The sequence below is a fragment of the Neorhizobium sp. NPDC001467 genome, assembly GCF_050275975.1.
Lineage (GTDB): Bacteria > Pseudomonadota > Alphaproteobacteria > Rhizobiales > Rhizobiaceae > Neorhizobium.
This window is the reverse complement of record NZ_JBNNPS010000015.1, coordinates 1-20,374: the sequence shown is the minus strand read 5'-3', so window position 1 is coordinate 20,374 and position 20,374 is coordinate 1. Positions and strand designations below refer to the sequence as shown.

Sequence of the window (20,374 nt, the reverse complement as noted above, 5' to 3'; positions counted from 1 at the left end):
TCATCCGTTGCCTTTCAACATTAATGACGATGAAGGTTCCCCCTCTGACCCGAATAGTACTCCTGCTGAAACCCGTTTTCAGGTGTATATTTCCACCTTCCCTCGCGAAGCGCCTGAGCATCCCGCACCGAAACATCGGGATAGTCCGGGTCGGAACCGACATCCGTCGTCACACGCCACGAACGGGCGCATTTGGTGCCCTCGGCCAGCTTCGGCTCCACGGCGACGCCCGGCACTTCCGCCAGACGGAAGGCCGTTTCCGGCCCCTCGCCCGCCGTGACCGTGATCGCCGAGGTGATGCAGGTTTCCTCGAATTCGAGGCCTTCCAGCGCCTTCATCAGTTCGGCATCGGCCACGTAGACGACAGGTGCCGCTTCCAGCGACGAGCCGATGCGCTTGTCCTTGCGCTCGATTTCCAGCGCGCCGGTCACGACCGAGCGCACCTTGCGGATTTTCGCCCATTTTTCGGCGACCGCGTCGTTCTTCCACTCGGCCGGCACATCCGGGAACTGTTCGAGATGAATGGAGACCGCATCCGGCTTCAAAGACAACCACGCCTCTTCCGTCGTGAACGGCAGCATCGGTGCAAGCCACGTCACCGTGCATTCGAAAATCCTGCGGATGACGGCGAGCGCCGCGCGACGGCGAAGGCTCGACGGGGCGTCGCAATAGAGCGCGTCCTTGCGGATGTCGAAATAGAAGGCCGACAGTTCGATGTTGGAAAAGTCGATCAGCGCGCGGGCGATGCGCTTGAACTCGAATGCGTCGTAGCCTTCGCGCACCAGCTTATCGAGCTCCGACAGGCGGTGCAGCATCAGCTTTTCGAGTTCCGGCAGTTCGGCATAGGCGATCTCTTCGCCCTCGTCATGAGCCAGCGTGCCGAGCATCCAGCGAATGGTGTTGCGCAGCTTGCGATAGGCATCGACATTGGTCTGGATGATCGTCTTGCCGAGGCGCTGGTCTTCCCAGTAATCCGTGGTCATGACCCAGAGACGCAGGATATCGGCGCCGGCATCCTTCATCACGTCCTGCGGGGACACGACATTGCCGAGCGACTTCGACATCTTCTGGCCCTTTTCATCCATGGTGAAGCCATGGGTGACGACCGTGTCGTAAGGGGCGCGGCCGCGGGTGGCAGCCGATTCCAGCAGCGAGGAATGGAACCAGCCGCGGTGCTGGTCGGAGCCTTCGAGGTAGACGTCTGCCGGCCATTTCAGGTCCGGGCGGTCTTCCAGCGTAAAGGTGTGGGTGGAGCCACTGTCGAACCAGACATCGAGGATGTCCATGACTTGGGTCCACTTGGCGGCGTCCTCGCGATTGCCGAGGAAGCGCTCCTTGGCGCCGGCGGCGAACCAGGCATCCGCACCTTGGGCATCGAAGGCTTCGAGGATGCGCTTGTTGACGGCCTCGTCCTGCAGGACATTGCCGTCCTCATCGGCAAACACGCAGATCGGGACGCCCCAGGCGCGCTGACGCGACAGCACCCAGTCCGGGCGCTGCTCGATCATGGCGCGCAGGCGGTTCTGGCCGCCGGCCGGCACGAAACGGGTGTCGTCGATTGCCGACAGCGCACGGGTGCGCAAAGTCGTGCCGTCCTTGAGGTCCTTGTCCATATAGACGAACCATTGCGGCGTGTTGCGGAAGATGATCGGCTTCTTGGAGCGCCAGGAATGCGGATACTGGTGCTTCAGGCGGCCACGGGCAAACAGCGCGTTGCGTTCGATCAGCGCCTTGATGACGCGATCATTGGCGTCGCCCTTCTTGCCATTGTCATCCATGACACGGCCACCCTCGAAACCGGGGGCGTCTGATGTGTAGGTGCCGCTATCATCGACCGGGAACGGGATTTTTGTGTCGATGCCGCGGGCTTCGATCTCCTTGGCCGACGACATCCATGCGTCAAAGTCTTCGCGACCGTGCGACGGTGCGGTGTGGACGAAACCGGTACCGGCATCGTCGGTGACGTGATCACCGGCGAGGAGTGGGACGGCGAATTCGTAGCCGCCGCCGAGGCCCTTCAAGGGATGGGCAGCCGTCATCGATGCCAGTTCGTCGGCGGAAACGCCACGCAGACGCTTGTATTCCAGCTTCGACTTCTTGAACGACTCTTCGGCCAGCGCATCGGCAAAGATCAGCTTTTCGCCCGGACGCGGACCAAAATCGTTCTCGGCAGCCGTGACTTCGTAAAGGCCGTAAGCGACCTTTGGCGAATAGGCGATGGCGCGGTTGCCCGGGATGGTCCAGGGCGTGGTCGTCCAGATGACGACGTGTGCGTCGTAAAGATCATCGTTGAGGGAGCTGTGATGCTCCATTACGCGATCGAGTTTTTCCGGATGCTCTCGCTTGATAGCTTCAACCACCGGGAACTTCACCCAGATCGTGTCGCTCTCGTAGTCATGATATTCGACCTCGGCTTCCGCCAGTGCCGTGCGCTCGACAACCGACCACATGATCGGCTTCGAACCGCGATAGAGCTGACCGCTCATGGCGATTTTCAACAGTTCGCCGGCGATGCGGCTTTCGGCGTGAAAATTCATCGTCAGATACGGATTGTCGAAATCGCCGACGATGCCGAGGCGCTTGAATTCTTCCGCCTGGATCTTGATCCACTTTTCGGCATACGCGCGGCATTCCTTGCGGAATTCGATCATCGCGTCCGGCTGCTTCAGGTCCGGCTTGGCCTTGCCCTTGGCACGGTAGTTTTCTTCCTCGATCTTCCACTCGATCGGCAGGCCGTGGCAATCCCAGCCCGGAACGTAATTGCTGTCATAGCCGCGCATCTGGAACGAGCGGGTGATGACGTCCTTGAGGATCTTGTTGAGCGCGTGGCCGATATGGATGTTGCCGTTGGCATAGGGAGGGCCATCGTGCAGCACGAACTTTTCGCGGCCGGCAGCCGAGGCGCGCAGCTTCTTGTAAAGATCCATCTTCTGCCAGCGGGCAACGGTTTCCGGCTCCTTCTGCGGCAGGCCGGCGCGCATCGGGAATTCGGTTTCGGGCAGATAGAGGGTTTTGGAATAGTCCAGCTTTTCAGCGTTATCGGTCATCTGGGGCAATCGTCTCTTTACGTCGGCAGAAAGGCGCGTGCGGGAAATGTCGGTGGCGGAGGCGTCTGACACGCCAAAATCCCGGACTTCCCGGTCGCTGCTTACAGCGCGCGGAAAGCCGGGCCGATAATTCGTAGGATCATCTTGATCTGAACCGACCGGAAATCTCTCATGGCCGCGGTTATTACGGGGTTTTGGGGCGGAAAGGAAGGGGGGATTGGGAGGCCCGTGTGCCGAACCATCGTTTGACGATGTGGCCAAACGCCACTACATCTATGCGCAGATGGCACGGAGGCCCTCATGTCTAGTCAGCCAATCCGCAAGCAGCTGGAAATCGCCTCGCGCGGGCGCATGAAGATTTTCGACGGCAGCATGGTGGCAGACCTGACGAAACTGGGTTTCTCGATGGAGGAGCTTTATCGTTTCGTTGCTCCCCGTCGCACCCTGTCGCGCCGGATCGCGAATGGCGAACCCCTCACCCTGCAGGAAAACGACAGCGCGTTGCGGGTGATGCGGGTGATGGAGCTTGCCGGGAAAGTTTTTGGAGAGACCGAACGCGCCCAGCGCTGGCTGCGAAAACCGAACAGGGCGCTTGGTGATATCGTACCGCTCGATCTGCTCGAGTCCGAAAGCGGCGCGATCCTGATCGAGCAGGCGCTGCATGAGATCGACCACGGCATTTACGCCTGACGATGATCTTGTGGCGCATCTCCAATCACGCGGATCTGTCTGGCCGCGGCGGCAGGCTCGCGCCCGGTCGCTGGCACAGCCAGGGCATGCCGATCGTCTATTGCAGCGACCATCCCTCAACGACCCTGCTGGAAATGCTGGTCCATGCGGACCTCGAAAACCTGCCGAAAAATTTTCAGCTTCTGAAGATCAAATGCCCTGATGACCTAAGCATTGCGTTTTTGGAAAAAGTCGATCCTTCGGACGAGGTTTCGACACGGGAGAGCGGAGACGCCTGGTTATCGCAGTGTGAAAGCTGCCTGCTCGGCGTGCCGTCTGCCGTTCTCCCGGTGGCGAACAATATTCTGATCAACCCCAGACACGCGGATGCCGCGAGACTGGAGATCGAAGCGGTCATGCAGTATCCGTTCGACAGCCGTCTGCTGAGATAGCGTCCGTTCTGCCATCACCCTTTCGGAGCGGCTTCCATCACCGCCCTGAGCGCATCATTGATGCGATCCTGCCAGCCGGGGCCGCCTTCCTGAAAATATTCGATCACGGCACTGTCGAGCCTGAGCGTCACCTGCTCCTTCACCGCCGGCGGCGCGCGCTTTTCGACGGCCGGTGCCGCAACCTTCTTGGCCGGCGCGAACAGGGCTTCGGCGGCATCCTTGGGGTTTGCCGGGCGGCGTGGAGTGTTGGCCATGGTTATTCTCCGTTTCTCGTCGTCTGCGCGAAAGCGATGGCCGTATCCAGTTCCCCGAGCGGCTGAACGCCGGCAAGCAGGGCTCTTGCCTCTTCCTCGTCGCGTCTGATCTGCGCGATCAGCGGCTCCAGCCCATCGAACTTCTGCTCGTCGCGCAGGAAACCGAAAAAGGAAACGGCGCAGGTTTCACCGTAAAGATCGCCGGAAAAATCGAACAGATAGGTTTCGAGAAGTGCTGCGCCGTCTTCCGTCACCGTCGGGCGGTAGCCATAGCTCGCAACGCCGTCATAGAGTTCGCCATCCGGCCGGCGGAAACGCACGGCGTAGATGCCGTTGCGCAGTTCAGCCTCGCCCGGCAACGCCATGTTGGCGGTCGGGTAACCGATCTGGCGGCCGAGTTTCTGGCCGTCGATGACCTCCGCTTCCACCGTGTAGCGATAACCCAGCAGACCGGCGGCGCCGACCATATCCCCTTGCGCGATCAGTTCGCGAATGCGGCTCGACGACACCACTTCGGCATTTTCATCGCGAAACGCATCGACCAGCGAGACGGCAAAGCCGTGGCGCTCGCCTGACGCCATCAGGAAGGCCGGACCGCCTTCGCGGCCCTTGCCGAAATGAAAATCGAAGCCGGTGACGACGGCGCTTGCCCCCAGCCAGTCGATCAGGATGGTCTGGATGAATTCCTCCGCCGAACGCCCGGCAAAATCCCGGTCGAACGGATATTCGATGACGGCGGAAAACCCCATGGATTCCAGAATGCGGGCCTTCAACGGTGCAGCCGTCAGGCGGCAGACCGGCTGGTCGGGCCTGAACACGGTGCGCGGATGCGGCTCGAAGGTCAGCACCAGCGCCGGCACGCCGCGTTCGCTCGCCAATGCCAGCGCGCGCTCGAGCACGCTGCGGTGACCGCGATGCACGCCGTCGAAATTGCCGATGGCCACGACGCCGCCTTTCAGGGCTTCGGGCAGCGGCTCTTTTTTCTCGTTGCGATGGAAGACGGTCATTGCGCAGACATTCCGTTCAGGCCAGCCGCGGCATCCAGAATTTCGGGGTCGCATTTTCAGAAGCCAGCCAGGTCTTCATGATCGCCTCGTCCGTCTGGCCATGAACCATGTATTCGGCGGCATGGATGCCGCCGCTGATATAGAGCAGGTCAAGACCCTGCGAAAGCGCGCCGCGCACATCGGTCGGCATGCCGTCGCCGATGGCGAGGATTTTCGATCGTTCGAAGGGTCCGCGCGCCTGTTCGGCCTCCGCGATCGCTGCGTCGTAGATCGGGTGATGCGGCTTGCCGGCGACGCGGCTCCTGCCGCCCAGCTGTTCGTAATAGGCGGCCACCGCGCCGGCGCAGGGGATCATCCGTTCGCCGCGCTCGACAATGAGGTCCGGATTGGCACAGATGAATGGCAGATCGCGGGCTACCCAGGCCTTCAGCATGTCGGTATAATCTTCCGGCGTTTCCGTCTCGTCATCGAAAAAGCCGGTGCAGACGATGCTGTCCGCCTCCTGCGCCGAGGTGACGGTGACATCGAGACCTTCAAGCAGGGCCATGTCCCGCTCCGGCCCGAGCAGGAACACCTTTTTCGGGCCTTCGGCGATCAGCTTGCGGGTGACATCGCCCGAGGTGACGATGCGGTCATAGGTTTCTTCTGCGACATTGAGGCCGCGCATCTGCGCGACGACATCGGCGGAGCGGCGCGGCGAATTGGTGATCAGCACGACGGTCTTGCCGGCCCGGCGCGCCTCGGCAAGCGCATCGCAGGACTGCGTGAAAGCCTCGACGCCGTTATGCACGACGCCCCAGACATCCGACAGAATGACGTCATAGCCGCCGGTCGCCTCGCTCAAACTGTGGATACGCTGGGTCATGCCTGTCCGTCCGCTTTCAACAAAACTGGCGTTCATGTCGCAAAGCACAGGGGCGATGGCAAGGGCATTTGCACGGACGGTTGACAATTCGCTGCGATCGCATGGCCTCGTCCTACCGCCTAGACGAGCGCCGGCAGGCGCAGCGCAAGACCGGCCAGCGCGCTCACACACAGGACCGGCACAAGGCCGAGCCTGAAGCGGAACAGCAGCAGAGCCGACAGGAGAAACAGGCCGAGCGCGGCGATATCGATACTGCGAGGCTCCGGCAGGGAGACAGCAAGGCCAAGCGCCGGCACGAGCGGAAACCGCGTGACCTCGGCAAAGAGAACGTGCAGGCCGAACCACAGGGCGAGATTGAGAATGACGCCGACGACGGCCGCCGTGATGGCCGACAGGGCCGCCGCCATCACAGCATTGCCGCGCAGCCGTTCGATGAAAGGGGCACCGGCAAAGATGAAGATGAAACTGGGAACGAACGTGGCCCAGGCGACGAGCACGGCGCCCAACGCACCGCCGACAATGACGCCGGATCCGGCGGCATCGCGAAAGCCGACGAGAAAACCGATGAAGGACAGGACCAGCACCAGCGGGCCTGGCGTGGTTTCGGCAAGCGCCAGGCCATCCAGCATTTCGCCGGCACGCAGCCAGCCGTGATCCTCCACCGCGACCTGCGCGACATAGGCCAGAACCGCGTAGGCGCCGCCAAACGTGACCAGCGCCATGCGCGAGAAGAACGAGAACATCGCCGACAGGTTTTCCGGCGCATCGAGAATGGCGAGGAACAGCAGCGGCGCCTGCCAGATGGCGATCCACAGCGCAAGCGTGGCCATGGTCTTGAGCGGTCGGCGCGTTCGCGGCACATCGGCCGAGGCGGCGCGATCGGCCGCCTGCCGCCCTCTCATCCTCGCTGCGACGAAACCGGCGAGACCCGCCCCCAGCACCACGAGCGGAAACGGCAGGTCGAAAAAGAACAGGGCGACGAAGGCGAGCGCCGCGATGCCTTTCAGGAAACCCGTCTTTAAGGTTTTGCGGCCAAGGCGGATCACCGCTTCGACCACCACCACGAGAACCGCGGCCTTAAGACCGAAGAACAGTCCGTTCAGCCAGGTCGTCTCCTGCCAGAGACTGTAGGCCGCCGACAGTCCGATCATGACAAGCAGGCCGGGAAGGACGAACAGCAGGCCGGCAATCAGGCCGCCTCTTACGCCGCCGACCAGCCAACCGATATAGGTGGCGAGCTGCTGCGCTTCCGGCCCGGGCAGAAGCATGCAATAATTCAGCGCATGCAGAAAGCGCGCTTCCGAGATCCAGCGCTTGTCCTCCACGAGACTGCGATGCATCAGACCGATCTGCCCGGCGGGACCGCCGAAACTCAGACAGCCGATGCGCGCAAATACGCCAGCCAGCTCGCCCAGACCGGGACGCGCGCCGTCCTGCCATTCCATGTTATCGATCGCTGCCATTTGTCGTTTCGCCTTCATCATCCGGAAGGCATCCTCCTAGAAATGTCATGCAAAGACCGTATGACGAGGTTTCAGGGTTGTGACCATGCACCCCTACACCTCCTGGCCCGTGTTCAGGTCGCTGCGTTGCGGCCATATAGCCCGTATTGATAGGTCCAAACCAGTCGGATGAAACATGCGCGGATTTGCAAAGACAGCCTTGAGTTTTTCCCTCTTCCTGGCGCTCACGGCGAGCCAGGCGCAAGCGGCATCCGGCTTCTGCATCAACAAGGTGAGCGACCTCAGGCTCGATCCGACCATCATGGGCGAGGGCTTTACCGTCGAATACATGGATGACGGCGCCGGGCAGATCTCCTGCGTCGATTGCGCGGACAGCCGCGTCATCTCAGTTTTCCTCGGCACGAACGACGACAGGGAACAGGGTCTGCGCGACGGCAGCATCACCGCCGCGACCTTGACCGCATTGTGCCTGAAAACCGGCCCCAATTGCAGCGCAAGGACGTTCGCCGAAGGACCGTCCGTCGGCTACATGCTCGACAACAAGTTCTCCGACAAGGTGCAGCGCCGCTACGCGCTTTACAACGGCGGCAAGGTTCTGACCGTCCGGGCAACCGCGCCGCTGGCCGACAGGGACCGGATTTCGGCCAATGCCGAGACGGTTTTCCAGGCGCTTCTGCCGATGCTGCATTGCGGGGCGTAAGCGGCGGCCGGCAGCGTCGTTAACGCTGTTCGGCATGACCGTTCCGCCTGTAGCGAAATTTTACGGGGCTTTCTTGACTCGTGGTTGGACCGGTCTTATCTCGGTTGCGCTGGCACTCACCCATGGGGAGTGCTAACATCCATCACGCGGGCCTCAAGGCCCGTCAATGTCATTTGATCGAGGGATTAGACAATGGCAAGCACAACTTTCCGCCCCCTGCACGATCGCGTTGTCGTCAAGCGCGTCGAGTCCGAGGAAAAGACCAAGGGTGGCATCATCATCCCTGACACCGCCAAGGAAAAGCCGGCTGAAGGCGAAATCATCGCTGTTGGCCCGGGCGCACGCGACGACAAGGGCACGCTCAACGCTCTCGACGTCAAGGTTGGCGACCGCGTTCTGTTCGGCAAGTGGTCGGGCACCGAAGTCAAGCTCGATGGCGTCGACCTTCTGATCATGAAGGAATCCGACATCATGGGCATCATCGGCTGATTTTTTTCAGACCGATCTTCTCCATCCGACAATCAGAAATCACCATTGAGCTGAAGCTCTAGGAGTTCTCAAAATGGCAGCTAAAGAAGTAAAATTCGGCCGCTCTGCGCGCGAAAAGATGCTGCGCGGCGTCGACATCCTCGCTGACGCAGTGCAGGTAACGCTCGGCCCGAAGGGTCGTAACGTCGTTATCGACAAGTCCTTCGGCGCTCCTCGTATCACCAAGGACGGTGTATCGGTCGCCAAGGAAATCGAACTGGACGACAAGTTCGAAAACATGGGCGCCCAGATGGTCCGCGAAGTTGCTTCGAAGACCAACGACATCGCCGGTGACGGCACCACGACGGCAACCGTTCTTGCCCGCGCGATCGTTCGCGAAGGCGCCAAGGCCGTTGCTGCCGGCATGAACCCGATGGACCTGAAGCGCGGTATCGACCTCGCTGTTGCAGAAGTCGTCAAGGACCTGCAGGCCAAGGCAAAGAAGATCTCCACCTCGGCTGAAGTTGCCCAGGTCGGCACGATCTCCGCAAACGGCGACACGCAGGTCGGTAACGACATTGCCGAAGCCATGCAGAAGGTTGGCAACGAAGGCGTCATCACCGTCGAGGAAGCCAAGACCGCCGAGACCGAACTCGAAGTCGTCGAAGGCATGCAGTTCGACCGCGGTTACCTGTCGCCTTACTTCGTGACCAACCCGGAAAAGATGATCGCGGATCTCGAAGACGCCTTCATCCTCCTGCACGAAAAGAAGCTCTCGAACCTCCAGGCCATGCTGCCGGTTCTCGAAGCCGTCGTTCAGACCGGCAAGCCGCTCGTCATCATCGCTGAAGACGTCGAAGGCGAAGCTCTTGCGACCCTCGTCGTCAACAAGCTGCGTGGCGGCCTTAAGATCGCTGCCGTCAAGGCTCCGGGCTTCGGCGATCGCCGCAAGGCCATGCTGGAAGACATCGCCATCCTCACGGGCGGCACCGTTATTTCCGAAGACCTCGGCATCAAGCTCGAAAACGTCACCCTCGACATGCTCGGCCGTTCCAAGAAGGTTTCGATCTCCAAGGAAAACACGACGATCGTCGACGGTGCCGGCCAGAAGGCTGACATCGAAGGCCGCGTAGCCCAGATCAAGGCGCAGATCGAAGAAACCACTTCGGACTACGACCGCGAAAAGCTGCAGGAACGTCTTGCCAAGCTCGCTGGCGGCGTTGCCGTCATCCGCGTCGGCGGCTCGACCGAAATCGAAGTCAAGGAACGCAAGGACCGCATCGACGACGCTCTGAACGCGACGCGCGCTGCTGTTCAGGAAGGCATCGTACCGGGCGGCGGCGTGGCCCTGCTCCGTTCGTCTTCCAAGATCACCGTCAAGGGTGCAAACGACGACCAGGAAGCTGGTGTGAACATCGTTCGCCGCGCTCTGCAGGCTCTGGTTCGCCAGATCTCGGAAAACGCTGGTGACGAAGCCTCCATCGTTGTTGGCAAGATCCTCGAGAAGAACGAAGACAACTACGGCTACAACGCCCAGACGTCTGAATATGGCGACATGATCGCCATGGGCATCGTCGACCCGGTCAAGGTTGTTCGCACGGCTCTGCAGAACGCAGCTTCGGTTGCCTCGCTGCTGATCACCACCGAAGCCATGATCGCCGAGCTGCCGAAGAAGGACGCTCCGGCTGGCGGCATGCCGGGTGGCATGGGCGGCATGGGCGGTATGGACATGATGTAAGACCCTTTGGGTCTTGCGTCTGAGCCAACCGGTTCAGGTTACGGAAAAGGGCGGTCGCAAGACCGCCCTTTTTCGTGTCTGGAAGAGAATCGCTTACGCCTCGACCGGCCTGCCCGCGACGCCTCCACGCTGGATGGCAGGGGCACAAAACGTTGCCAGCGCAACCAGGACAAGCACGACGATCATCGCGTTGCGCAGGCCGTATTCCTCGCCCACGAAACCCAGAAGCGGCGGACCGACGAGGAAAGCGACGTAACCCGCGACCGCGACGATTTTGACACGTGCCGCACCGTTCGGCCCGGAATCGCCGGCAGCCGAGAGTGCGACAGGAAAACCGAGCGATGCACCAAGCCCCCAGAGAACAACGGCAATTGCCGCCAGGGCCGGGTGGCTGGCAAAGATGACGATGGCGATACCGGCCGCGCCGGTGACGGCACTGGCGGCAACCACCGTTGCGCGGCCATAGCGGTTCAGGAGCACACCGCCGCCAAAACGGCCAACGGTCATGGCAGTGGCAAAACCGAGAAAGACCATCGATCCAGCAGTGGGGCTGAAACCGTATTCATCGACCATCAACAATGGCAACCAGTCATTCGCCGCGCCTTCGGCCAGCGCCATGGCCAGCACGATGAAACCGATCAGCACGACGACCGGCTCTTTCCAGACCGGCGTTTGTGCGGCCGAACGGTCCGCACCTGTCCCCCCACCCTCATGAGCGACCGAACTGATCGGAATATGCCGGATGGCCGTGGCGATGACGGGGATACAGATCAGCGCGATTACTGCCATGTGCAATGCCACCGGGAAATGCAGCGCATTGAGGGCAATGCCGATCAGCGCGCCAAATACCGTGCCAAGGCTGAAGCAACCGTGCAGTGCATGGAGAATATGTTTGCCAGTGATGCGCTCCACCTCCGCCCCATCCATGTTGACGGCAATTTCCGCCGCCCCGACGCCAAGGCCGAAAAAGGCGAGCCCCAGACCCACAGTCAGTGACGATGCGATGGTGACGCCGAGCGCCAGGGTCGCGAGCGACAGGATAATGAAACTCAGGCCGGTGAACATCACCTTGCGTGTGCCGAACCGGCCGACAAGCGCGCCAGCGCTGAGGATGCCTGTCATCGAGCCCACGGACAGGCCGAACAGCACGGCGCCCATTTCGGCGATGGATACACCGAGACTGTCGCGGATCGCTGGCGTGCGCGTGACCCAGGAGGCCATGGACAGGCCGGGAATGAAGAAGAACGCAAACAGCGCGAGGCGTCGTTTTTGGATTGATGTGGTCAAGAAAGGCTCCGTTGGTCACGTTAGGAACAAATGTACACTTGCGCTGTGTACGTTTGTACGCATAAATCGTCAAGACTGAATGAGAGGAACAGGTGAATGACGGCAGAAGGCTCTTCGGGCGGCAACAGGCGATACGATCCCGACCGCAAGGCGCGGATCATCGAGGCGACGCTGGAGGTCATTGCCGTTCAGGGCGTTTCCGGCACAACCCATCGCCGGGTGGCGGAAGCGGCCGACGTGCCGCTCGGCTCGATGACCTACCATTTTGCCAGCCTCGATGATCTGCTCGAGCAGGCGTTTCTGAAGCTGACGCAGGAGATCGCCCATCATTTCGACGCGGCATTCCGAAAGGCGCAGACAGCCGACGACGCGCGCGAGGCGGTGGTGGACGTCATGTGCGGCTGGGTCTCCATGACCGACCGGAAGATGACACTGATTTTGGAGCTTTACGCCTATGTGGCGCGCAATCCGGCAACCCGCCACGTGATGACGGGATGGATGGCCAAGAGCCGCGAGGCGCTTGAACGGCATTTTTCACCGGCCGTCGCCGCATCGCTCGACGCCATGATCGAGGGCGCGACCATTCACAATTTCATGTACCCCGATGGTATTCCGCGGGACGCCGCCCGCCTCATCGTCGCAAAACTGTCAGGCGGACTGGACCCGGCCTGACCACAATGTCGGTCACCTGTTCCTGAACACCGTACACGGCACCGCTGCCGCCCTGATCGCCGCACAGAGCCTGTTCGCCTCGTCGCGCGTCTCGCGGCCGATCCGTGCCGCATATCGCGGGCGATAGCCAAAGTTGCCGCCACGCTGGCGCACGATCAGCGCGCGCTCCGCATTCAGCGGTGCCGGCAGTTGCAGGATGGCGCGGGTAAACAGCCGGTCGACCACGGCCGGGCGATAGTGCGCGGCCAGTTGCACGCCCCATGGCGCCCAGTCGGCAGAGCCGGCAAACACCGGTTCGTTCATTCTCCGCGTATGCGCCAGCACCGTGCAGGCCTCGACAAAAGGTCGCTTTCCATCCAGTTCCGGTGCGGCCGTTTCCGGCGGTTTGTCCCGCCACATCTCGATCGTGGCACCGGTGATGGCAAAGACGTAATCGCGGGTTTCGATGGGCAGGCGCTCGTTCGAGAAAAATCGCGCCAGACCGTTTTCGCCGGCATTGTAGGCGGCGGCGGCATAACCGAAATTGCCAAAGCGCGTTTTCAGCTCCTCAAGATAGTTTGCCGAGGCATCCAGCGCCTCGATCACATCAAAACTGTTGGCGAGCCCACGCATGCGCGCCGTGCCCGGCATGAACTGGGCAATGCCTTCCGCCCCTTTCGGGCTGACGGCTTCCGGCCGAAACAGGCTTTCACGCCAGATCAGGCGCGCGAAATAGGCGGGCGGCACATCATGCGTGCGGGAGAAATGTTCGATCGTGCGGCAGAGATCGGCATTGAAGGTTTCGCGCCGGATGCAGAGCGGCGGCGTGGTGGTCTGGCGCCCATAGAGGCATGGCGGCGCACCCTGCTCCGCTTTCGCCTCGTCATGGGCGGCAAATCCGGACGCGCCGGCGATGCCGAGCACAAAGCCGACGAGGAGCCGGAGGGATTGCCGCGTCATGCCCATTGTCCGCATACTACCCCAAGGATTGATCGGTGCGGATACTAGCGGCTTTGATCGTGGGTGCAATGCGGGGCTGGAAGCGCCTGCGGCGCCGACTGACCATACAAAAGCCGCCCGGCACCTTTCGGGACCGGGCGGCTGGCTGCACATGCGGCGCCGATCAATAGTAACCGCGGCCGTTATGGGTCTTGCGATAGATGTTCTTGGAGGCGCGGTTTTGCATGCGCTCGATCTGGCGACGCTCGCGCGGCGAGACGTAACCGTCACGACCGGCATGGCGCTGGGCCCGGTCGATGCGGTGCTGCTGGCGCTGCAGCTGGCGATATTCGCGCGGCGTCAGTTCGCCGCGGCGGGCGCTGCGGTGAATGCGGTAGTCCTGGCGCGCTTCCCGCGCTTCGCTGCGATACGTCTGCGCCTGCGCGATGGGTGCCGTGGCAAAGGTGAGCGTCAGAAGGGCAAGTGCGCTGATAACGATCTTCTTCATGTCTATCTCCCTGTTCACGCCCTTGAAGCGTTTTCGATATGCAGACTGTGACGCTTAAACCCTGAATGCGACATGAAAGTTCCGTTCAGCAACAGGGGCGCCACCGTTCATTAAATGAAGACAATTCGTCAATCATTGTTCATCTATCAAACAGAACAGACCTGCGGCATAGACGGCCAGACACTTCCTTCTGAACCGACGGCCGAGCCCCGGCCGCACCTGTGGAGCGCCACCAATGTCCGCCAATACGCAAACCGGCAATATCGTCATTCTCGTTGCCCGTATCCTTCTGTCCTTCATCTTCATCATGTCCGGCTTCGACAAGCTGACCGATCCGGCCGGCACGGCTGGCATGATCACCGACGCCGGCCTGCCGGCCGCCACCGCCCTTGCCTATCTCGCCGGCCTGTTCGAACTGGTGACCGGTCTTGCCGTTCTCGTCGGCTTCCAGACGAGGATTGTGGGCTGGGCGCTCGCCCTGTTCTGCATCTTCACCGGTGCCGTCTTCCATTCCGGCACGGTTGCCGTACCGGGCTGGCCGGATGCAGCGCTGGGCTGGATCAACACGCTGAACGGCATCATGATGATGAAGAACTTTACGCTGGCTGGCGCCTATATCCTGCTCGCCACATTTGGCCCGGGCCTCTACTCGCTCGACGCCCGCCGTGGTTCCGTCGCAATCGCCGCGTAAGCTGAAAGCATTCCCTGCCCGAACGGACATGCCCGCCGGATCGTCATCCGGCGGGCATCTGTTTGTCTTCATGTGTTCCGCCGACGGGCAAGCCAGACTGTGGCGCCGCCGCATTGCGGGTCCTGCGCCCGGTGCGCTACCAGTTCGAAGCGGTTCTTTCCCAAAAGCTCGGCATATTCCCTGGCGGACAGAGAGGCATGATAGAGCGGCTCGCCGCCGAACTCCCCCATCGCCACGCCTTCGAAATGGCCCGAGGTGAATATCAGCGCCGCGCCGGGCGCGGTCATCACCGCGAAACGGCGGAACATTTCCCGCTGGTCATCCGGGTTGAGGTGGAAAAAGCTGTGCCAGGCGATGATCCCGTCGAACTTGGTCGGGATATAGAATTGCCGCATGTCCGCTTCGTACCAGGCAATGCCCGGAAAGCGTTCGCGTGCCAGACCGATCAGCGTTTTCGAACTATCGACACCGGTCAGCCGATAACCGTCGCGGATGAGGCTGCCGGCAATCGGTTCGGCACTGCCGCAGCCGAGATCGAGCACATGGCCGCGTGGCGGCATCATCGCGCGAAAACGATCCAGCCAAGGTTTTTCAAACAGGGTGCGGCCGCGCAACCTGTCGAAGCCCAGGGCGTGGCGCTCGTAAAGATCGATGATATTGGCGTCCTCGCCGGCCATCAGATGCACGCCATCACACTACGGAGCGAACAGCTTCCACAATCTGCCGCACCCGCGGATCGGCATCGTGTTCGCTCTTGCGCGCGCGCACCAGACAGGCCTGCGACTTCAGGATCACGCCATCCGACAGGATTTTCAGGTGATTGGCTTTCAGCGTCGAGCCGGTGGAGGTGATATCGACGATGATATCCGCCTGACCCGCCGCCGGCGAGCCTTCGGTGGCGCCTAAGCTTTCGACGATGCGGTAAAGCTGGATGCCGTGGCTCCCCGAAAAATGCTGCTGCGTCAGCCGCCAGTATTTGGTGGCGATCTGCAAGCGGCGGCCATGACGGGCACGGAAATCGGCGGCAACGTCTCCCAGGTCGGCCATGGTGTCGACATCGAGCCAGATTTCCGGCACGGCGACGACGACATCCGCATGGCCGAAACCAAGGCGGGCGGCGATTTCCATCTTTGCGTCGGCTTCGACCAGGCCTTCGCGGATCAGATCTTCGCCGGTGACGCCGAAATCGACCGTGCCGGCACCGATCTCGCGGGCGATTTCGGAAGCCGACAGGAAGGCGATCTCGATATCGTCATGACCATCGATCCTGCCGCGATAGGAGCGCTCATTGCCGACGGCGACGATGGGCAGGCCGGCGCGTTCGAAGATGGCAGACGCATCGTCCTTCATGCGGCCCTTGGAGGGCAGAGCAATGGTAATCGTTGACATCAGCGCGCCCTCGCCTGTTCGATCCGGTCGAGCCAGAGCGAAAAACCCACGGCCGGAATATCCTCGCTCGCACCGAGCAGCGTCATCAGCCGGTCGAAACGGCCGCCACCGGCCAGAACCGCATTGTCGCGGCTGACCTCGAAGACGAGGCCGGTATAATAATCCAGCGGACGGCCGAAGGCGGCGCGATAGGTGACCTTGTCGAGATCCATGCCGAGATCTTCCATGGCAGCAGCGCGGGCTTCGAAGGTGACGAGGGCTGCACCCAGTGCAAGCCCTGCCGCATCGGCAAAACCGGCAAGGGCGGCGGGCGCCCGCGACAACGGCATTTCCAGAGACAAAAATTCGGTCAGAAGCGCCAGCGCCGAACCCTCCAGCCGGGTCTGCGTCAGCGCCTGCTTCTCCTTCAGCCGTGCCGCGATTTCGCGCGGCGAACGGCTGGCATTGGTGGAATAGCCGGTCTCCTGCATCGTCCGGTCTATATGGGCGATCAGTGCCGCATCATCCTTGGTGAGCAGGTCGGCCAGTTCCGGCGACAGGCCGGAAGGCGTCTGCGGGCTGGCGAGCGTCATCAGCAATTGCCGCAGATGCGCGTTGTTGCCGAAGGACTGGATCAGCCGCTTCTGCCAGCCACCCGGCAGGCCGAGCGCCTTGACCACCGCCTCGAACACCGCCTGATCGCCGAGCGTGACGCTCAGCTTGCGGCCGGGAATGAGGTTGTGAAGAATTTGCGCGGCATCGTTGACGGCGCGGGCATCGGCCGTCGCGATGGCGGTCTCGCCGAGATCCTCGATCCCGGCCTGATAGAATTCGTTGTCGCCATCGCGGCGCTGGCGGAACACTTCGCCAAGATAGCAATAACGGCGTGGGGTGCCGGTGGCGCTTTCGATATGGCGCAGGCAGACCGGAATGGTGAATTCCGGCCGCAGGCACAAGCTCTCGCCGGTTTCGCTTTCGGTGAGAAAAATGCGGCGGCGCAGGTCTTCGCCGGCCATGTCGAGAAAAGGTGCTGCCGGCTGGATGACGGGCGTATCAATGCGCGCCGTGCCACGCGCGGCAAATTCATCGAGCAGACGACCGGAAAATTCCGGCATGTTGATCAGCGGCATGGGTGGGCTCCCGAAACGCAGGGCATGCGATCAGACATCCTTGCCCCGCCTGCGATCTTCCGCCTGCGCGGCGAGAATTTCCTTCACCTTGGCGACCAGATCGGCTTCGGCCACGGTTTCCTGCGCCACACGGGCTTCACGCCAGGAGGCATTGTCCTCGATCTCCCCGGAAAGGCGCTTGCCTTCGATCAGATCCTTGATCTGCACAACGCCGGTTTCGCGCTCATCACCGCCCTGGATGATGGCGATCGGGCAGCCGCGACGGTCGGCATATTTCAGCTGGTTGCCAAACTTTTTCCAGTTGCCCTGATACATTTCGGCGCGGATGCCGGCATTGCGCAGGTCCTGCGTAAACTGTTGGTACTTGCCGAGATGCGCCGGATCGTTGCCATCCATGACGGTGACGAGAACGGGAGCGACGACCTCATCCTGACCGAGCTTGCCGAGGTTTTTCAGCGCCGTCATCAGGCGGGACACGCCGATGGAAAAGCCCGTGGCCGGAACCGGCTGGCCCATGAAACGCGACACGAGACCATCATAGCGACCGCCGCCGCCGACCGAGCCGAAGACGACCTTTTCACCCTTTTCGTTGGTGACAGCAAACTTCAGTTCCGCTTCAAACACCGGGCCAGTGTAATACTCCAAACCACGAACGCACGACGGATCAATCATGATACGGCGGCTTTCGTAGCCGCAGGCAGAAAAAATCTGAGCCATAGTCAAAAGCTCTTGCGCGCCCTGCCTACCGATTTCAGTCGTGGCTGCATCGAGCAAAGCCTGAGCATCTTCGATATTGCCGGCATGGCTGGATGGCTGATCATCGTCAGGATCAGAGTAAAACGGCTCCATATCTTTGACGTTGCGAGGGTCATCCTCATCAATTTCAATGGCAGCCTTACTACTCATCAGAGTAAGAACAACCGTTGAAATCTGCTCTCCATTCAGTCCCGCGCCTTTAGTAAAGTCTCCAGATTCATCCTTACGCCCTGCACCAAGCAAAAGACGAACACCTTCGAAACCAAACTTGTCGAGCTTATCGATGGCGCGCAGCACGTTCAAACGCTGCCCCGCCTTGTCGTCACCACCCAGCCCGATCGCCTCCATCACGCCATCCAGAACCTTGCGGTTGTTCACCCGGATCACATAGTCACCGCGCTTGATGCCCAGCGCTTCCATCGTGTCGGCCATCATCATGCACATTTCGGCATCGGCCTGAACGCCCGGCGCGCCGACCGTATCGGCATCGAACTGCATGAACTGGCGAAAACGACCCGGACCCGGCTTTTCGTTGCGGAACACATAACCGGCGCGGTAGGTGCGGAACGGCAGCTGGATCTCGTTGAAATTTTCCGCGACATGGCGGGCGAGCGGTGCGGTGAGGTCGTAGCGCAGCGACATCCACTGGTCGTCGTCATCCTGCAGCGAAAACACGCCTTCGTTGGGGCGGTCGCTGTCGGGCAGGAATTTGCCGAGCGCATCGGTATATTCGAACAGCGGCGTTTCGACCGGGTCGAAACCGTAACGTTCATAGACTTCGCGGATCTTTGCCGTCATTTCGTTGGTGGCATGGATATCGGCAGCCGAGCGATCGACAAAACCGCGCGGCAGGCGGGCCTTGAGTTTCTGGGGCTTCTTCTGCTTGTCGCTCATGATCGGATATCCATTGCCTGCGGGCCTTTCTGAAAAGGCCGGATTTGTGAGCGGTTTCTTAGAGGATCGAGGCTTTGGCGGCAAGGGCGAGCGCTGGCGAAGCGTGCCGCGCAATGGTATAGAATGGCGACGTTGAAGGGATCATCGCCATGAATAAGCGCGTCACGATCGAAATGCCGGATGAGATGCTGAAGCTCGTGGAAGGTTATGCGGCCGAAAAGGGTGCAGCGCCGGATGCCTATATGCGCGAGGTCATCGAACAGCATCTGGAAGATCTGCACGATATCGCGCTGGCGGAAGCCGCGATGGAGCGGATCCGCACGGGAGAAGACAAAGTCATCAGCTCCGAGGAGTTTTGGCGTGGCCTGGACGATTGAATATACCACATCGGTTCAGAAACACGCCAAACGCCTCGACCCTGTTATCCGCAAGCGCATCAGGGAATTTCTCGATGAACGGCTCGCGACACACGACAATCCTCGAGAGTTGGGCACTGCCCTGAAAGGCCATGTGCTAGGTGGCTACTGGCGCTATAAGGTTGGCGACTATCGAATCATCTGCGACATTCAGGATCAGCGACTGGTGGTGCTTGTTGTCGAGATCGATCACCGCAGTAAAGTCTACCGCTGACCCATGATCCTCGAAGCCATTCAATACGCGGCGACCAGCGTGGTCACGCCAAAGCCGTTTCGCCCTTACATTCGCTCCTCCGTCAATCTGTGGGCACGCGCCGGGCGTTGCGCAAGAGACTGGACCCCGCATGAGGCGCATTGCCAGGATTTCATCCGCGAAACCGTTTTGGGGATGAGAGAGCGGCGCACCGCGGTCGTGCTCGGGTCCGGCCTGTTACGCGATGTGCCCACCGCCTTCCTCAGCCGGACCTTCGATACGGTCGTGCTGGTCGACCTCGTGCATCTGGCCAGTGTCCGGCTTTGGCTTTCGGCAAAACGGTTCGGCAATGTCCGGCTGATTTCGCGCGATCTTTCCGGTCTCGATGCGGCGCGGGCCGGCCTCGAGGTCGAGCCGCTCGGCTTCCTGCGGCAGGTGCCTTACCTCGATCTCGTGATTTCCGCCAACATCCTGTCGCAGATCGGCGTCGGCGCTACGCGGCGGCTGGAGGCGGAAACGAGCGGCGATGCGGCGGCAATCGTCCCGAAACTGATTGCGGCGCATCTCGATGGCCTGGCCGCCCTGCCCTGCACAGTGGCGCTGCTCACCGACACCCGTTACACCGTCAGCGATCGGGCCGGCACCGTGCTTGAGGAGGCCGACCTTCTCCACGGCATCGCTGCGCCACCGGCGGCGCGCTCCTGGTCGTGGCCCGTCGCCCCGTTCGGGGAGGACAGCCGCGCCCATCAGATCATGCATGAGGTGATCGCCTTTCGACGCTAGAGTATCCGTTTTGATCAAGCCGGTTTTGGAGTCCATTTTTGCTTTTTTCGCAGGAGTGCGTTTGCGAGGACCACGAGCTTTCGCATGACGGCGGT

General features: G+C 61.4%; 22 protein-coding genes. 10 read left to right on the top strand and 12 right to left on the bottom strand.

Going from position 1 to position 20,374, the window contains the following annotated elements:
* Positions 1-20: 20 nt before the first annotated feature.
* Positions 21-3,047 (bottom strand): isoleucine--tRNA ligase, encoded by a 3,027-nt coding sequence (ileS, locus tag ACQKKX_RS20030; protein WP_427573256.1) that lies wholly within the window; start codon positions 3,045-3,047, stop codon positions 21-23.
* A 300-nt stretch (positions 3,048-3,347) separates the two neighbouring features.
* On the opposite strand from ileS, the gene parS reads away from it, so the two are divergent.
* Positions 3,348-3,737 carry a type II RES/Xre toxin-antitoxin system antitoxin gene (gene parS, locus ACQKKX_RS20025; RefSeq protein ID WP_427573254.1) on the top strand — a complete coding sequence of 130 codons (390 nt, stop codon included), beginning with the start codon at positions 3,348-3,350 and terminating at the stop codon, positions 3,735-3,737.
* 2 nt (positions 3,738-3,739) lie between these two features.
* Positions 3,740-4,168, top strand: a complete 429-nt coding sequence (locus ACQKKX_RS20020; protein ID WP_427573252.1) for an RES family NAD+ phosphorylase — start codon at positions 3,740-3,742, stop codon at positions 4,166-4,168.
* Between the two features lie 14 nt (positions 4,169-4,182).
* Here ACQKKX_RS20020 and ACQKKX_RS20015 read toward each other — a convergent pair whose 3' ends face one another.
* From ACQKKX_RS20015 to chrA, 4 genes are all read right to left on the bottom strand, one after another.
* Positions 4,183-4,422 carry a BrnA antitoxin family protein gene (locus ACQKKX_RS20015; protein WP_427573251.1) on the bottom strand — a complete coding sequence of 80 codons (240 nt, stop codon included), beginning with the start codon at positions 4,420-4,422 and terminating at the stop codon, positions 4,183-4,185.
* A gap of 2 nt (positions 4,423-4,424) precedes the next feature.
* On the bottom strand, positions 4,425-5,429 hold the full coding sequence (locus ACQKKX_RS20010; protein WP_427573250.1) for a bifunctional riboflavin kinase/FAD synthetase: 1,005 nt from the start codon (positions 5,427-5,429) through the stop codon (positions 4,425-4,427).
* Positions 5,430-5,445: 16 nt separating this feature from the next.
* Positions 5,446-6,294 (bottom strand): TIGR01459 family HAD-type hydrolase, encoded by an 849-nt coding sequence (locus ACQKKX_RS20005; protein WP_427573249.1) that lies wholly within the window; start codon positions 6,292-6,294, stop codon positions 5,446-5,448.
* 119 nt (positions 6,295-6,413) lie between these two features.
* Complete coding sequence (gene chrA / locus ACQKKX_RS20000) at positions 6,414-7,757, bottom strand: chromate efflux transporter (RefSeq protein ID WP_427573247.1); 1,344 nt, start codon at positions 7,755-7,757, stop codon at positions 6,414-6,416.
* 175 nt (positions 7,758-7,932) lie between these two features.
* Here chrA and ACQKKX_RS19995 point away from each other — a divergent pair, with 175 nt between their 5' ends.
* From ACQKKX_RS19995 to groL, 3 genes are all read left to right on the top strand, one after another.
* Positions 7,933-8,457: a hypothetical protein gene (locus ACQKKX_RS19995; protein ID WP_427573245.1), complete on the top strand. Its 525-nt coding sequence runs from the start codon at positions 7,933-7,935 to the stop codon at positions 8,455-8,457.
* 192 nt (positions 8,458-8,649) lie between these two features.
* Entirely contained in the window at positions 8,650-8,946 is a 297-nt protein-coding gene (gene groES, locus ACQKKX_RS19990; protein WP_112732659.1) for a co-chaperone GroES, read from the top strand.
* A 73-nt stretch (positions 8,947-9,019) separates the two neighbouring features.
* Positions 9,020-10,663: a chaperonin GroEL gene (gene groL, locus ACQKKX_RS19985; protein WP_427573243.1), complete on the top strand. Its 1,644-nt coding sequence runs from the start codon at positions 9,020-9,022 to the stop codon at positions 10,661-10,663.
* 93 nt (positions 10,664-10,756) lie between these two features.
* Here the strand turns inward: groL and ACQKKX_RS19980 are convergent, their stop codons facing one another.
* Positions 10,757-11,950 (bottom strand): MFS transporter, encoded by a 1,194-nt coding sequence (locus ACQKKX_RS19980; RefSeq protein ID WP_427573242.1) that lies wholly within the window; start codon positions 11,948-11,950, stop codon positions 10,757-10,759.
* 96 nt (positions 11,951-12,046) lie between these two features.
* On the opposite strand from ACQKKX_RS19980, the gene ACQKKX_RS19975 reads away from it, so the two are divergent.
* Positions 12,047-12,622 carry a TetR/AcrR family transcriptional regulator gene (locus ACQKKX_RS19975; protein ID WP_427573240.1) on the top strand — a complete coding sequence of 192 codons (576 nt, stop codon included), beginning with the start codon at positions 12,047-12,049 and terminating at the stop codon, positions 12,620-12,622.
* A gap of 12 nt (positions 12,623-12,634) precedes the next feature.
* Here ACQKKX_RS19975 and ACQKKX_RS19970 read toward each other — a convergent pair whose 3' ends face one another.
* Positions 12,635-13,567 (bottom strand): lytic transglycosylase domain-containing protein, encoded by a 933-nt coding sequence (locus ACQKKX_RS19970; protein WP_427573340.1) that lies wholly within the window; start codon positions 13,565-13,567, stop codon positions 12,635-12,637.
* A gap of 157 nt (positions 13,568-13,724) precedes the next feature.
* Positions 13,725-14,048: a hypothetical protein gene (locus ACQKKX_RS19965; protein WP_427573238.1), complete on the bottom strand. Its 324-nt coding sequence runs from the start codon at positions 14,046-14,048 to the stop codon at positions 13,725-13,727.
* A 235-nt stretch (positions 14,049-14,283) separates the two neighbouring features.
* Between ACQKKX_RS19965 and ACQKKX_RS19960 the strand changes: the two genes are divergently transcribed.
* On the top strand, positions 14,284-14,739 hold the full coding sequence (locus tag ACQKKX_RS19960; protein ID WP_427573237.1) for a DoxX family protein: 456 nt from the start codon (positions 14,284-14,286) through the stop codon (positions 14,737-14,739).
* A 68-nt stretch (positions 14,740-14,807) separates the two neighbouring features.
* Here ACQKKX_RS19960 and ACQKKX_RS19955 read toward each other — a convergent pair whose 3' ends face one another.
* The 4 genes from ACQKKX_RS19955 to hisS are packed head-to-tail and all read right to left on the bottom strand — an operon-like array spanning position 14,808 to position 18,887.
* On the bottom strand, positions 14,808-15,416 hold the full coding sequence (locus ACQKKX_RS19955) for a class I SAM-dependent methyltransferase (RefSeq protein WP_427573235.1): 609 nt from the start codon (positions 15,414-15,416) through the stop codon (positions 14,808-14,810).
* Positions 15,417-15,429: 13 nt separating this feature from the next.
* Positions 15,430-16,128, bottom strand: coding sequence for an ATP phosphoribosyltransferase (gene hisG, locus ACQKKX_RS19950; RefSeq protein WP_427573233.1), 699 nt, complete (start codon positions 16,126-16,128; stop codon positions 15,430-15,432).
* Positions 16,128-17,237 (bottom strand): ATP phosphoribosyltransferase regulatory subunit, encoded by a 1,110-nt coding sequence (locus tag ACQKKX_RS19945; protein ID WP_427573231.1) that lies wholly within the window; start codon positions 17,235-17,237, stop codon positions 16,128-16,130. The genes hisG and ACQKKX_RS19945 overlap by 1 nt, the downstream gene beginning before the upstream one ends.
* Before the next feature lie 30 nt (positions 17,238-17,267).
* A complete protein-coding gene (hisS, locus tag ACQKKX_RS19940) occupies positions 17,268-18,887 on the bottom strand; it encodes a histidine--tRNA ligase (RefSeq protein ID WP_427573229.1) in 1,620 nt (539 codons plus the stop codon).
* A 149-nt stretch (positions 18,888-19,036) separates the two neighbouring features.
* Here hisS and relB point away from each other — a divergent pair, with 149 nt between their 5' ends.
* From relB to ACQKKX_RS19925, 3 genes are read left to right on the top strand one after another with little or no spacing between them, the layout of a single operon-like run.
* On the top strand, positions 19,037-19,264 hold the full coding sequence (gene relB, locus ACQKKX_RS19935; RefSeq protein WP_427573228.1) for a type II toxin-antitoxin system RelB family antitoxin: 228 nt from the start codon (positions 19,037-19,039) through the stop codon (positions 19,262-19,264).
* Complete coding sequence (locus ACQKKX_RS19930) at positions 19,248-19,517, top strand: type II toxin-antitoxin system RelE family toxin (protein WP_427573226.1); 270 nt, start codon at positions 19,248-19,250, stop codon at positions 19,515-19,517. The genes relB and ACQKKX_RS19930 overlap by 17 nt, the downstream gene beginning before the upstream one ends.
* Before the next feature lie 3 nt (positions 19,518-19,520).
* Positions 19,521-20,279, top strand: a complete 759-nt coding sequence (locus ACQKKX_RS19925) for a hypothetical protein (RefSeq protein WP_427573224.1) — start codon at positions 19,521-19,523, stop codon at positions 20,277-20,279.
* The last annotated feature ends 95 nt before the right edge of the window (positions 20,280-20,374 follow it).